This window comes from Saccharopolyspora sp. NPDC050389 (assembly GCF_040655595.1).
Classification (GTDB): Bacteria; Actinomycetota; Actinomycetes; order Mycobacteriales; family Pseudonocardiaceae; genus Saccharopolyspora.
In genome coordinates this window covers 1-13830 of record NZ_JBFAKG010000014.1, presented here as the reverse complement: position 1 = coordinate 13830, position 13830 = coordinate 1, and the positions used below count along the sequence as shown (strand labels likewise).

General features: G+C 69.4%; 12 protein-coding genes. 4 read left to right on the top strand and 8 right to left on the bottom strand.

Going from position 1 to position 13830, the window contains the following annotated elements; translation table 11 throughout:
- The first annotated feature begins 305 nt into the window (after positions 1-305).
- The 3 genes from corA (at position 306) to AB0I53_RS11440 (ending at position 2523) form a co-directional block, all read left to right on the top strand.
- Positions 306-1385: a magnesium/cobalt transporter CorA gene (corA, locus tag AB0I53_RS11450; RefSeq protein WP_358600150.1), complete on the top strand. Its 1080-nt coding sequence runs from the start codon at positions 306-308 to the stop codon at positions 1383-1385.
- A gap of 146 nt (positions 1386-1531) precedes the next feature.
- Positions 1532-1723 carry a hypothetical protein gene (locus AB0I53_RS11445; protein WP_358600147.1) on the top strand — a complete coding sequence of 64 codons (192 nt, stop codon included), beginning with the start codon at positions 1532-1534 and terminating at the stop codon, positions 1721-1723.
- A 320-nt stretch (positions 1724-2043) separates the two neighbouring features.
- Positions 2044-2523: a CAP domain-containing protein gene (locus AB0I53_RS11440; protein ID WP_358600144.1), complete on the top strand. Its 480-nt coding sequence runs from the start codon at positions 2044-2046 to the stop codon at positions 2521-2523.
- 41 nt (positions 2524-2564) lie between these two features.
- Here AB0I53_RS11440 and ugpC read toward each other — a convergent pair whose 3' ends face one another.
- The 6 genes from ugpC to AB0I53_RS11410 all read right to left on the bottom strand — a co-directional run bounded on the left by ugpC (position 2565) and on the right by AB0I53_RS11410 (position 8321).
- Positions 2565-3737: a sn-glycerol-3-phosphate ABC transporter ATP-binding protein UgpC gene (gene ugpC, locus AB0I53_RS11435; RefSeq protein ID WP_358600141.1), complete on the bottom strand. Its 1173-nt coding sequence runs from the start codon at positions 3735-3737 to the stop codon at positions 2565-2567.
- 5 nt (positions 3738-3742) lie between these two features.
- Complete coding sequence (locus AB0I53_RS11430) at positions 3743-4588, bottom strand: carbohydrate ABC transporter permease (protein ID WP_358600138.1); 846 nt, start codon at positions 4586-4588, stop codon at positions 3743-3745.
- Positions 4588-5511, bottom strand: a complete 924-nt coding sequence (locus AB0I53_RS11425) for a sugar ABC transporter permease (RefSeq protein ID WP_358600493.1) — start codon at positions 5509-5511, stop codon at positions 4588-4590. Before AB0I53_RS11425 ends, AB0I53_RS11430 begins: the two co-directional genes overlap by 1 nt.
- Positions 5511-6767 (bottom strand): extracellular solute-binding protein, encoded by a 1257-nt coding sequence (locus AB0I53_RS11420; RefSeq protein ID WP_358600135.1) that lies wholly within the window; start codon positions 6765-6767, stop codon positions 5511-5513. Before AB0I53_RS11420 ends, AB0I53_RS11425 begins: the two co-directional genes overlap by 1 nt.
- A gap of 339 nt (positions 6768-7106) precedes the next feature.
- Positions 7107-7628: a general stress protein gene (locus AB0I53_RS11415; protein WP_358303789.1), complete on the bottom strand. Its 522-nt coding sequence runs from the start codon at positions 7626-7628 to the stop codon at positions 7107-7109.
- Positions 7629-7784: 156 nt separating this feature from the next.
- Positions 7785-8321 carry an MFS transporter gene (locus AB0I53_RS11410; RefSeq protein ID WP_358600132.1) on the bottom strand — a complete coding sequence of 179 codons (537 nt, stop codon included), beginning with the start codon at positions 8319-8321 and terminating at the stop codon, positions 7785-7787.
- Positions 8322-8412: 91 nt separating this feature from the next.
- Between AB0I53_RS11410 and AB0I53_RS11405 the strand changes: the two genes are divergently transcribed.
- Complete coding sequence (locus tag AB0I53_RS11405; protein WP_358600129.1) at positions 8413-8835, top strand: respiratory nitrate reductase subunit gamma; 423 nt, start codon at positions 8413-8415, stop codon at positions 8833-8835.
- A 7-nt stretch (positions 8836-8842) separates the two neighbouring features.
- Here AB0I53_RS11405 and AB0I53_RS11400 read toward each other — a convergent pair whose 3' ends face one another.
- Together AB0I53_RS11400 and AB0I53_RS11395 are read right to left on the bottom strand one after the other, a co-directional pair.
- Positions 8843-12394, bottom strand: coding sequence for a patatin-like protein (locus AB0I53_RS11400; protein ID WP_358600126.1), 3552 nt, complete (start codon positions 12392-12394; stop codon positions 8843-8845).
- Positions 12395-12592: 198 nt separating this feature from the next.
- A complete protein-coding gene (locus AB0I53_RS11395) occupies positions 12593-13507 on the bottom strand; it encodes an IS5 family transposase (protein ID WP_358600123.1) in 915 nt (304 codons plus the stop codon).
- Between the last annotated feature and the right edge of the window lie 323 nt (positions 13508-13830).

Genomic DNA, 13830 nt, shown 5'->3' with positions numbered 1-13830 from the left:
TTGAATGCGAGCCGTTGCGGTCGACCCACTCGGACGGAGTATCGTGTCCGGTTGGCTGACTTGGGAACCACCGCATCGGTGGATGACCTTCGGGAGGTGAGGGATCGTGGACAGCAGTGCCGATAGCGCGCTTCCGTGCAGTACCAACAGCATCCCCGCCGGAAGGGCCAGCCGCTAGGCGTTGCCCGTCAGGGCCGGCAGGGATGCGCGAGCAGCGGGCAGAGCCCGCGAAGCACGCCACCCGCGCAGCAGTCACCCGGATCCCCGTCCACCGGGGAGCTGCGCCCGGACCTTTGGAGGTCGCCGTGCCCAACTTGCCTTCGCTCGGCCTGCGCAACCGGAACAGCCGCGCACCCCGAACGCTCGTCCGCAGTGCCGCACCCGTTTCCGCGTACGTCGTCGACTGCGCGATCTACGACGAAGGACGCCGCGTCGAAGGTTCGTGGAACCACGCCGACGCCATCGAAGAGGTGCGGCGGCGCGGTTCCGGCTTCGTCTGGATCGGGCTGCACGAGCCCACCGAGGAGCAGATCAACGGCATCGCCGAAACCTTCGGCCTGCACGAGCTGGCCGTCGAGGACGCCGTGCACGCGCACCAGCGCCCGAAGCTGGAGCGCTACGACAACACGTTGTTCATGGTGCTCAAGACGGTCCGCTACACCGACACCGAGACGCGGTCGGCGACCAGCGAGATCGTCGACACCGGCGAGCTGATGGTGTTCCTGGGCCGCGACTTCGTCATCACGGTGCGGCACGGCAAGCACGCCGGCCTGGGCGATGTGCGCAGCCAGCTGGAGGCCGATCCGGAGCAGCTCGCGCTGGGCCCGTCGGCGGTGCTGCACGGCGTCGCCGACCACGTGGTGGACACCTACCTGGAGGTCACCGAGGCCATCCAGGACGACATCGACGAGATCGAGGCCGAGGTCTTCGAGCCGGGCACCAAGATCGACGCCGAGCACATCTACCTGATGAAGCGCGAAGTCATGGAGCTGCGCCGCGCGGTGCAACCGCTGACCAAGCCGATGCAGCGGCTCGCCGAGGGCTACACGCCGATGGTGGCCGACGAGGTGCGGTCCTACTTCCGCAACGTCGAGGACCACCTGGCCAGGGTTTCCGAAATGGTCGGTGCCTTCGACGAGCTGCTGACCACCCTGGTGGACGCGACGCTGGCCAAGATCACGCTCCAGCAGAACACCGACATGCGAAAGATCTCGGCGTGGGTCGCGATCGTCTCGACGCCGACGATGATCGCCGGGATCTACGGCATGAACTTCGACTTCATGCCCGAGACGCACTGGAACTTCGGGTATCCCCTGGCCCTCATGGTGATGCTCGGCGCCTGCGTCGTCCTGTTCAAGATCTTCCGGCGGAACAAGTGGCTGTGATCGCACTTCGTAACGAATCCCGTGCCGCCGGCGATATGCCGTGCGGGGTCACTTCGCGACCGATCGCCGTAGATCGGACGCCGTTCCGCTTGTCATTGTTCACCGTCCGTTCTCATCGGGCGGCGCGAGCGCGTGAGGAGGTTGTCATGCACCGTCTTCCGCAGCACCAGGGGCGGATCCGGCATCGGCTCCTCACCATTCCGATCCTCCCGCGGCGAAATCCCGTGACGCGCCGGGAGATCGCCGAGAAGTTGTTCCGGCACACTGCTTGGGTGCAGCGAAAACCTGGCGCGATGTGGGACGCGGTTCCCGCCGCGCCGCGCGCCGCCGCGCGCTGACGCCTGCCGGGACCACCGCGGGCCACATCGTGAAAGCGAATTTCGGTCAGATCTTCGTTCCTTTCACGTTGGGAGGCACCGCCATGACTCGCTTGGCCGCCAACAAGCTCACCCTCCTGGTCGCCCTGATCATGGGGTGGATCGTCACCCTGTTCGTGCTCATCGCGAACCAGCTCTAACACTCCGTGTTCGACCGTCCTCTATGGACTGAATCCGGCACGCCCGGCCGGTAACCGGATTCGGCGACAGGACCGGGCGGCGCCGTCGCCCCGCGGTTACAACACTCCCACCAATCGTCGCGATGCTGGGAGTGATCACAGATGTCGCTGGTCGAACGGATGTTGTCGTGCGGGGCCGCCGTCCCGCTTCTCCTGCTCTGCGCTGGGCCGCCGCTGCTGGCGGCCCAGCGGACGCCGTCGGAGCAGCGAATACTCGAACTCACCAATGCCGAACGGGCCCGGGCCGGGTGCCCGCCGGTGCGCCTGAACGGCGACCTGACCCGGGCGGCCGCCGGGCACAGCGCGGACATGGCGCACCAGAACTTCTTCGGCCACACCGGAAGCGACGGCCGCGATCCCGTGGACCGCACCCGGTCCGAGGGATTCCCGAGCGGCTACGTCGGCGAGAACATCGCCGCCGGCGGCGAGACCGCCGACGACACCTTCCGCCAGTGGATGGAAGCCGCCCCGCACCGGGACACCATCCTCGACTGCGCCTTCACCGACCTCGGCATCGGCCACGCGGCGACCGAGCACAGCCGCTACCGCCACTACTGGACCCAGGAGCTCGGCCGCCCCTGAACCCGTGACGGGCACCTCCGGGAGGTGCCCGTCCAGCCGGGTCAGGTGAGGGTCCGGCCCGTGGTGGGGTCGAAGAGGTGGATCTTGTCCGGGTCGAACCAGACCGTCAGGGGCCGGCTCTCCCTGGCCGCCGATTCGACCGAGAGGCGGGTGACGACCTGTCCCTCGTCCGTGGGGACCTCGGCGCTGCCGCTGTCGGCCGCCAGCTCGTCGAGTTCCGCCGTGCTCGCGCGTCCACCGTGCAGGGTGAAGTACACGTACTTGTCCGAGCCCATCTCCTCCACCACGTCCACCTCGCCGGTGAACGTCGCGCCCGCCGCGCGGGCCGCGTCGTCGAGCAGCGCCGCGTCCTCGAAATGCTCCGGGCGGATGCCCAGCACCAGTTCGCGCGGTGCGTCCGCGGACTCCAGCGCGGTGCGGATCCGGTCGCTCAGCGGCACGTCGCCCAGCGGGCCGCGCAGCACGCCGTCGGCCAGCTCGACCGGCGCGAAGTTCATCGCGGGCGAGCCGATGAAGCCCGCGACGAACAGATTCGCCGGGTGCTCGTAGAGGTGCTGCGGGGCGCCGACCTGCTGCACCACTCCGCCGCGCAGGACCACGACCCGGTCGCCGAGGGTCATCGCCTCGGTCTGGTCGTGCGTGACGTAGACCGTTGTGGTGCCCAGCCGCTTCTGCAGCTTCGACACCGAGGTCCGCATCTGCACCCGCAGCTTCGCGTCCAAATTGGACAACGGCTCGTCCATCAGGAAGGCCTTGGGGCTGCGCACGATCGCCCGCCCCATCGCCACCCGTTGCCGCTGCCCGCCGGAGAGGTTGGCGGGCTTGCGGTCCAGGTGCTTGGAGAGGTCGAGGATCTTGGCGGCCTCCTCGACCTTCTGCCGCACCGTCGCCGAATCCACCTTGGCCAGCCGCAGCGGGAACGCCATGTTCTCGAACACCGTCATGTGCGGGTACAGCGCGTAGGACTGGAACACCATGGCGATGTCGCGGTCCTTGGGCGCGCGCTCGTTCATCCGCTTCCCGCCGATGCGCAGTTCGCCGCCGCTGATGTCCTCCAGCCCCGCGATCATGTTCAGCGTGGTGGACTTCCCGCAGCCGGAGGGGCCGACCAGGATCACGAACTCGCCGTCCGCGATCTCCAGGTTCACCTCGTTGACCGCCAGCGCCCCGTCCGGGTAGCGCTTGGTCACCTTGTCCAGCACGATCTCGGCCACTTCGGTTACCCCTTCACTGCGCCGGAGGTCAGTCCGGACACGATGCGACGCTGGAAGAACAGCACGAACACGATGATCGGAATGGTGATCACCACCGCGGCCGCGGAGATCGACCCCGTCGGGTCCTCGAACTGCGAGTCACCGGTGAAGAACTGCAGCGCCACCGGCGCGGTGCGGGAGTTCTCCGTCGAGGTCAGCGAGATCGCGAAAAGGAAGTCGTTCCAGCAGAAGATGAACACCAGGATGGCGGTGGTGAACACGCCCGGCGCGGCCAGCGGCGCGATCACCTTCGCGAAGGCCTGCCCGGGCGTGGCGCCGTCCATCTTGGCCGCCTTCTCCAGTTCCCACGGGATCTCCCGGAAGAACGCCGACAGCGTGTAGATGGCCAGCGGCAGCGAGAAGGTGATGTACGGCAGGATCAGCCCCGGCCAGGTGTCGAACAGGCCCAGCGCCCGCTCGATCTCGAACAGCGGCGACACCAGCGACACCTGCGGGAACATCGCGATCAGCAGCGAGGCGCCGACCAGCACCCGCTTGCCGGGGAAGTCCAGCCGGGCGATCGCGTAGGCGGCCATGGTGCCCAGCACCACGGCGATCGCGGTCGCGATCAGCGCGATGCCGATCGAGTTCAGCAGCGCCCGGGTGAACTCGCTGGTGGAGAAGATCGCCGCGTAGTTCTCCAGGGTCCATTCGCGCGGGATCAGGTTGCCGTCGGCGAGCGTCGCCGGCGTCTTGAACGACAGCGACAGGATCCACAGCACCGGCACCAGCGCGTACACCAGCACGATGATGTTGAGCAGCGCCCACTTGGTCTTCCGCGCGGGGGTCTCGGCCCCGCCGACGCCGGCCATCAGCGCCTCCCCTTGTCGTCGCTACCGGGTGCGGCCGCGCCGAAGAGCTTGACGAAGATCCACGCGATGAGCGCGACCGCGATGAAGATCAGCACCGACATGGTCGAGCCGATGCCCAGGTTCAGGCCTTTGATCAGGTTGTTGTAGGCGAGCACGGACACCGACGAGGTGCCTTGCGCGCCGGAGGTGAGCACCACGATGTTGTCGAAGACGCGGAACGCGTCCAGGGTGCGGAACAGCAGCGCGACCAGGATGGCCGGCTTCATCACCGGCAGCATCACCTTCACGAACCGCTGCCACGGCCCGGCGCCGTCCATCGCCGCCGCCTTGAGCAGGTCGTCCGGCACCAGTGCCAGGCCGGCCATCAGCAGCAGCGCCATGAACGGAGTGGTCTTCCAGATCTCCGCCACGATCACGATGGCCAGCGCGCTGGCGTACTCGGTCAGCGGCGCGCCGCCCGGCGTGATCGCGTTGGCCAGGTAGCCGGTGTCGGGCGTCCAGGCGTAGCGCCAGCTGAAGGCCGCGACCACGGTGACGATGCCGTACGGGATAAGTGTCACGGTGCGCACCAGGCCGCGGCCGACCAGCGCCCGGTGCATGACCAGCGCCAGCCCCATGCCGAGGGCGAACTCGATCGCCACCGAGACGACGGTGACCAGGATCGTCACCCAGAACGCGCTCCACCAGTAGCCGTTGCCGAGCACCGTGACGTAGTTGTCCAGCCCGACGAACTCGCGCTGGTCCGGGTACTTGAGGTCGAAGCGCTGGAACGACAGCCACAGCGCGTAGAGGATCGGCCAGCCGGTGACGGCGAGCATGACCAGCGCGGCCGGGGCGCACAGCATCCAGCCGAGCTTGCGTTCGGCCTTCTTGCCCTCGCTGATCGCTTTGGCCGTGGGAAGGGAGTCCTTCAGCTGCACCATCACGGCATCACTCCCTTGGAGTCCAAGGCGTTCTGCACCTCGGTGCGCATCCGCTCCGCAGTGCTCTGCGGGTCGATCTCCGCGATCGGAGCGAGCAGGTTGGACAGCGCCGTGGAGACGTTCTGCGCGGCCGGCGTCACCGGTCGCACGCCCGGATCCTTGAGGGCTTCCAGGATGGTGTCGCGCATCGGGTATTCGGCGGCCACCTCGGGATCCGAGTAGACGGATTCGATCGCGGGCGGCACGCCGTCGTTGATGGCGGAGAACTTCTGGCTCTCGGGGTTCCGCAGGCACTTGGTCGCCTCGAAGGCCAGGTCCGGCTTGGTCGAGTAGTTGCTGACCGCGTAGTTGGCGCCGCCGATGGTGGACTTGCTCGGCACTCCCGGCTGCAGTCCGGGCAGCCGAGCCCAGCCGACGTTGCCCGCCAGCTCGGGCTTCTTCTCCTGCATCGACGGGTAGACGAACGGCCAGTTCAGCTGGAACGCGGCCTGCCCGGTCTCGAACTCCTGCCGGGCGTCGTCCTCCTTGGCGTTGTTCATCGACGCGCTGGTGACGCCCGCCGTGCCGAGGTCGCGCAGCGCCTGCAACGCCTGCACCGCGCCCTCGTCGACGATCGCGCGCTTGCCGTCATCGGAGATGATGTGCCCGCCCGCCGACTGCACGAGCGTGTTGAAGTGCACGTACAGGCCCTCGTACTGCGCGCCGGTGAGCGAGATCCAGTACGGCTTGCCCTCCTGCTTGAGGCGCTGGGCGGTCGAGATCATCTCGCCCCACGTACGCGGCGGCTCGGGCACCAGATCCTTGCGGTACCAGAGCAACTGCACGTTCGTGTTCTTCGGCGCCGCGTAGAGCTTGCCCTCCCAGGTCGCCGTCTCCAGCGGCCCTCGCAGCGTGTCGCGCTCGGCTTCGGCCTTGTTCTCGCCGGTCCACTCCCGGATCCACTTGGCCTCGGCGAACTCACCGGTCCAGGAGACGTCCAGGTAGAGGATGTCCATGCCGCTGTCGCCTGCGGCCAGCCTGCGCACCATCTGTTCGCGTTGGCCGTCGGCGTCGCGGGGCAGCTTGTGGTAGACGATCTGGTACCGCCCGCCTGATTCGGCGTTGCAGCGGTCCACGTTCTGCTGAAGGTTCTCCTCAGGCGCGCTGTAGAGGTTCACGGTGTTCGCGCCGGAGGCCGGTGCGCAGGCGGTCAGCGCGGACGCGCACACGAGCGACGCGCCCAGCACTGCCGCTCCACGGGTGCGGCGAACTCTCACGGTCGGTCCTTCCAGTTGCTGGTCGCAGCCACGACCGAGCACTGGGGTGCCCACGCTTCGTCGCCTGCCACCACCGGCGGTGAGCCGGTGTTGGCAAGCTAGGCGTCTTGATCAGTCAAGGCAAGGGCGGAGAGTCCCTTGTTGCTAATACGTGAAAGTCGGCGAAACCGGGCGGCGGGCACATTGCGCCAAAAGCCGTTCCGCGCTGCACTGATCGGCGCAAAGATGCTGCTCACCGGGGCCTTCCGGTCGGTGAGAACGCGATGCGAATTCCGGGAAAAACGCGAAACCCAGGCTCCCGCCTCGCAGGAAGTCCTGGGTTCCGGTCCGCTCGGTCGATCACTGCGCCGGCGGTGGGCGCATGGCGAGTTTGGCGAGCAGGTCTCGGCCCTGTTCGGCGTGACGCGGCTGGGCCAGCACGTCGTAGCGGCCCGCGACCAGCTGGCTGGCCGAGGAGAAGTCCCGGCGACCGCGGGTCGAGGCGTAGCCGACCGCCGCGGAGACCAGGCCGAACACGATGCCAGCGCCCAGGCCGACCAGCACCGGGCCGAACCAGCTACCCTGCGGCGTGAACAGGCCCAGGATCAGGCCGACGAACAGGCCGAACCAGGCTCCGGAGGCCGCGCCCCCGCCCAGCACCCGGCCCCAGGTCAGCCGCCCGGTGACCCGCTCGACGAGCATCAGATCGACGCCGACGATGGTCACCTCCTGGACCGGGAAGTCGCTGTCCGCCAGGTGGTCGACGGCGCGCTGCGCCTCTTCGTAGGTGCCGTAGGAACCGATCGGCCAGCCGCTCGGCGGGGTGGGCAGGTTGGGTGTGCCCGGCGCCGACCGGCCGGAGCCGGTGAACGGATTGGACACCGCTGACACCTCCGTTGGATTGCTGCCATGACGGGGACGGCGGGAGGCGGGCGAGCCCGATTCCGGCGTATTGTCCCCTACCCCATCAGGTTACCCCGTGAAGTCTTCCGGAGATCATGTCCGTCCGAGCGGTTCTGCGCATCCGCAGACCGGGCATCACCCGGCCGCCTCCCGCCGGACGACCGTGAACGTCAGCGCCGCGCACCCCAGTGCGGCCAGCGCCAGGAGCACGAGACCCCAGGTGTAGTCGCCGGCCGTGCCGTAGATCGCGCCCATCACCAGCGGCGGGAAGAACCCGCCCAGGCCGCCCGCAGCGCCCACCAGACCGGTCACCGCGCCGACCTCGTCGGGCGGGGCCAGCTTGGCGACCAGCGCGAACACCGCACCCGCCCCGGCCCCGAGCACCGCGGCCAGCCCGAGGAAGGCGATCGTGCCGAACGGGACGAGCGGCAGTTCGAAGGCCGCCAGGGCCGCGAACAGCACGGCGAGCGAGCAGGCGATGCCGAGGACGTCGACCGGGTGCACGCGGTCGCAGAGCCAGCCGCCGACCAGCCTGGCCACCACGGCCAGCACCACGAACCCCGCCGTGCGCATCGAGGCGTCGCTCACGGCAAGGTCGTAGGCGGACTTGAGGTAGGTGGGCAGGTAGAGTCGTGGACCGCCGCGCTCGGCGTCTCCGAGCGGCTCTACCACGTGGTGGCGGTCGGCCTCGGCGCGCTGGCCGGGATCTGCACGCTGGTGGGGGGTCGCGCTGCTGATCTACCGGCGGCGCCGCAACGGGCCGGTGTTCTCCGCGACGACCGTCAACGACAAGGCGCCGTACCTGGTGCTGGTCGGGGCGATCGTGCTCGGGTTGCTGACCACGGTGCTGGCCAACGGCAGCACCGAAGGCTACGACTACCGCGCCACCGTTTCGCCGTGGTTCCGCAGCATCTTCGTCCTGCAGCCCGACGTGGCGCTGATGGTGGACGTGCCCTGGTCGTTCAAGGCGCACATCCTGGTGGGGATGCTGCTGTTCGCGCTGTTCCCGTTCACCCGGTTGATGCACGCCTTCAGCGGTTTCGCCGCGGTGCGCTACCTGTTCCGGCCCTACGTCGTCTACCGCAGCCGGGCCGAGGCGCGGCCCCGCCGCGGCGGGGAGCCCGTCGGGGTCCCCGGCCAGCGCCGCGGCAAGCACGACGCCCCGCACCCGACCCGGAAGCCCTGAAACCCGCTCAGGCGGGATCGGAAACCTCGGTCCGGGGCGCCTTCGCCCGCGGCGGTGCCTTCGGCGCGAAATCGGCACGCCGCCTGGGCCGCGGCGCGAGGACGTCGACGGTGCCGACCAGGATCATGTGGGCGTAGGCGGTGAGGCCCGTCGCCAGGATGATCCAGCCTCCGCCGCTGAAGGCGTTCGGCTCGTACGACCACAGAACGCCGACGAACACCAGCAGCGTCAGCACCGACGCGCCGACGCGCGCGGCGGTGCGATAGGCCACCGCAGCGGGCCAGGTCAGCAGCCCCGCGACCAGCGCAAGCCCGAGGGGGCCGAGCCGGAATCCGGTGGTGAACAACCAGAACTCGGCCGCCAGCAGCACCGCACCGATGAACACCGCGGGCAGCCAGCGCGCCAAGCCGCGGCCGAAGCGGTGCGTCAGGCGCCACCCCGACCACACGGCGAAGACCGCGGTGAACAGCATTGCCAGCAGCGCGCCGGGGCCGAAGGACGTGCCCGAGAAGTCGGCCACGACGAGCCAGTTCCCGGGCACGCCGCCGAACCAGCCGAAGCCGTCCGCACACGCGACGTCCACGCCGGTGCCGGAATCCGAGCAGGCCGCGGACAGGGCGAGGATCGGCGATTCCGCCGAACCCGGCGGGAAGGGACCGTCCGATACGACGAACGAGCTCTCGAACGCCGACTCGTGCTGGTCTGCGGACAGGACCTGCGTCCCGGGCATCGACCCCCACCCGACGCCGGTGAACACCACGGCACTCGCCGCCAGGAAGCCCAGCAGCGCCGCGCGGCGCGGTGCGGCGACGGCGTACACGATCGCCATCAGCAGCGGCTTGATCAGCGCCATCGCCCGACGCCCCAGCCAGGGCAGCACGCCGCGCCCGGAGGGGCGGACGGCCCGGTAGGCGAGCAGTCCGAAGCGCGTCGCCATCGACAGCGCCCGGCGCTCGCCGAGGTCGGCGAACCGCTGGCGGCCGATGTCGTAGCGCTCCACCTGGCCGGACAGCCGCTTCGGGGCCGACGTCGGCGGCCGACCGCCGCCGCGCGGGTCCGCCCCGGACGAAACGGTTTCGACGAAAGGGATTTCCTCCGCTGCGATCGTCCACTGCAGACGTTCGGTGAGCAGTCGCCGGGTCTCCGCCAGCGAATGCTCATCGTCCGGGTTGGCGAACAGCGCATCGAGCTCGGCGCGCACCTCACCGGCGTGCCGCGCCCACACCTCGGCGAGGAATCCGCGCCACTGCTTGGCCTGCTCCTCGTCGAGCTCCCCGAGTTCCGCCGTCGTCGGGCGGGAGACGATCGCCTGCAGCGCGTCGCCGAGCTCCTCCGAGTCGCTGTGGCGCTGCGCCAGCCGCGTCGGGTCGGCGAGCAACCTGACCAGCGCGGCGGCGGAGTCCATCCGCCCCCACATCCAGTCGTTCGCCCGCCATTTCGCGGACAGGAACGCGCCGAAGTTTCCCACGTCCAGGCCGCGGATCTTGTCCGCGATCCGCAGCGGCGCGCCCTCGCCGCGCCGCAGCGCGTCGAACGGCAGCGGGCTCTGCTCGTCGCTGACCACGCGCAGCAGGTTGATCCGCGATCCCGGGACGCGGCCGACGTCCAGCGGCGCGGTGAGCACCACCAGCTGCTGCAACGTCTCCGATCGCCGGTCGCTGCGCTCCAGCAGCGCGTAGCCGAGCTGCTGGGGCTCGTCGATCCGCTCGCGGGGCGGCGCCGCCGCGGCCAGCCGGTCGGCGACCCGGTTCAGCACCGCGCGCGCCTCGGCGACCGCGTCCACCCCGGCGGCTTCCGGTACCGCGTCCGCACCAGATGAGTCCACAATGGACATGAGCTCGCGCGCGAACTCGGCGAGATCCTCGTGGAAGTCTTCGCCCGCCTCGATGGCGCGCAGCACCTCGCCCAGCAGCGGCTGGATCGGCGACGGCAGCGCGTGCTGCAGCCTGGCGCGGCGGCGCAGCACGCGCTGCACCCACTCGTCGAGTTCGGACGTTTCGACGATCGGTTCCAGCTTCGCGCCGTTGATCCAGTACTGGTCGGCGTGCCCTTCCAGCACCTCGCCGAAGCTACGCAGCCGGTAGAGCACGGACTTGCAGCGCCCGATCTCGCGGCTATCCGGCGCCCAGCGCTCGATGTCCCAAGCCCAGCCGAGGCATTCCTGCACCGCGGTGAGCAGGCCGCGCGCATCGTCGAAGACGCGCGTGGTGGCGTCGCTGCCGAGCCCCGCCGACAGCCGGTGCGCGAGCTGCGTTCTCGCCTGCGCCGACCATTCCGCCAGCGGATCTCCGACCACCGGCGGCAGCAGCTTGCCGTCCTCGATGCCCGCGGGCTCGGTGAGCAGCCGGTACACCGTCTGGGCGTCCAGCTCCGCGCGAACCACCGCGTGGTCCGGAGCGACCGCGTCGACCTGCTGCGCCAGCACCGCCGCCCGCTCGGCATCCGGCACGGCGCGCAACGGCGCGAACAACGCCTTGCGGCGCAAGGCCGTTCGCTCGACTACGCGGTTGTGCTCGTCCAGCGCATCGAGGTCGGCGAGCAGCGATTCCTGGGAAAGCCGGGCTTTCAGAGCCGTCGCGGTCACCGGCACGGCCAGCGCGGACTCGCGGCGTTGGCCGTGCGAGGCGACGGGATCCGGGTTCAGGTAGAGCAGCCACCGGTGCGTCGGCCGGTCGGCCGGCGCGGCCGTGATCGCGTCGATCGCCGCCGTCACCGGGATGTTGTCCAGCACGCCGCCATCGATGACCCGGAACGGCGGGACCAACGGCTCGGCGGCCGTTTCGGAGAACAGCCCGATCATGTTCGGCTCGCCGTCCGGTGGCTCGCCGAGCGACGAGCGCACCTGCGCGGGCTCGAAGGCGAACGGGAACGACGACGTCGAGCGGGCGGCGTGGGCGAGCCGCAGCACGGTGGCCGCGAAGTCGTCGCCCGCGCCGAAGTCCGATAGCGGATCGCCGGCCCTGCCCTGGTGCCGGAACCGGAACGACGCCGTGCGCCGCTCCTGCAGCATCGGCCCGGAACGGCCGTCGAAGCGCTGCTCCAGGATCGGATCCAGCAGGGTGGCGGTCAGCAGCAGATCGGCGCGGTTGCCGGGGTGCTCGGCCGCCGCGGGCACGTTGTCGGTGATGACGTCGGCGAGCTCGGCGCGGAAGTAGCGGTCGCCCTCCAGCAACGACGGCGGGCGGTGCTGCCAGAACTTCGGCACCGGCCGGGACATGGCCTCCACGTCCCCCAGCCGCACCCACACCTCGCGCATCCGGTCGAAGGGCATCCCGTAGACCAGCGTCGCCGACAGCAGTGTCGCGTTGAGGCCACCGGCCGAGGCTCCGGCGAGCACGTCGACCGCGACCGAGTCGTAGCCGGACAGCTTCGCCAGCGACGCCCACGGGTGCGTGCCCGTCGAATCGTCGTCCGCCGGTGCCCGCGAATCCGCCACCGCCTCGCGGAGCCGGTTGATCTCGGCGACCGCGCCGCCGATCCACACGGCCATGCTCGCGCCGCCGCGCATCGCCAGCGCCAAGCGCAGTTCCTGCTCGTTCTCCGCTGCCGCGGTGGCCACCTCGGAGCCCGCCCTCTCGATCGACGCCTGCGGATCTCACCCGGAACCTACCGCGCGGACCGCCACCGCCGATCTCCAACAGCCGAACTCAACCCGTCCGCCACCGGACCGAGCCCCGGACGGCGCAGCACGACCACCCGCCCGGCACCTGCCCGAGCGACGTTCCGGCAGGTCCGGGGCCGTGAGCGTTTTGGGCTGCTATAGCGGCTGTTTTGGATGTTGTTGGGTGGGTTGTGGTAGGCGGGTGAGGCGGCGGGTCATCTGGATGATGGCGGCCCAGTGGACCATGGTGGTGTGGTGTTCGGGGAGGCGTTCGTAGTCGCGGGCGCAGCGTCGGCGGCGGGTGATCCAGGCGAAGCTGCGCTCGACGACCCAGCGGCGGGGCAGGACCTGGAAGCCCGTTGTGCCGGGGATGCGGTGGACGATCTCGATGGTGGTCTTCAGCAGGGCTTTGGCGTGGGTGATCCAGTCGCCGAGATAGCCCTGGTCGGCCCAGATATGGGCTAGGCCGCGCAGGGCGGCGTGGCGTACCAGGCACCAGGCCGCGTCGCGGTCCTGGACATTGGCTGGGGTGACGCTGACCGAGACCAGCAGGCCGAGGGTGTCGGTGATGATGTGGCGCTTGCGGCCATTGACCTTCTTGTGGGGGTCGAAACCGCTGGTGTCGATCCCCACGACGCCTTCGGCGCTTTCCTGGACCGATTGGGAGTCGATGCATCCGGCGCTGGCTACGGGGTTGCGGCCGGATGCTTGGCGCAGCCGGGCCCGCAGCAGGTCGACCAGATCGGCCAGATCGGCGGTGGCGTGCTCGTGGCACCAGCGGCGTAGCAGGCCGTAGACGGTTTGCCAGGGTGGGAAGTCCGCGGGCAGGTCACGCCATTTGTTGCCGTTGTTCACCACGTAGAAGATCGCGTCGATCATGGTGCGGCGGTAGTGCTTTTCCGGTCGCCCTCCCGCCGAAGTGGCCGCCAGGGAGACTGGCAGCAGCGGTTGAAGGAGCTTCCACTGCTCGTCGGTGAGATCGGTGCTGTAACGACGGCGGCGTGTCAGACAGCCACACGTACAGGCACACCCCGGCCGGCTGACGCCGGCCGATGCAAGGTTCAATGACATGGCGGGTTCTTGTGATCGCGGTCGGCTTAGACAACCTCTGCGATAGCAAGAACCCGCCCCTGTCTGCGGCCACGACACGCCCCATCACGAGCACGAGCCGTATATCACAACCAGCCACAACACTTCAAAAACAGCCTCTATAGCGGCTGTTTTGGATGTCGTGCTGTGAGGTGTGGTAGCGCGGGGTTTTGTCTTTGAAGCGGCGCAGCCGCTTAGCCCGCCTACTCAGCTTGCACCGCCGCGGGTTCTCAGGTGTCTTCTCGCGAGGACAGCCCCGACGTGGTGAATTGGCATTCATGATGTCGGGGATCCCACAGCGAGAA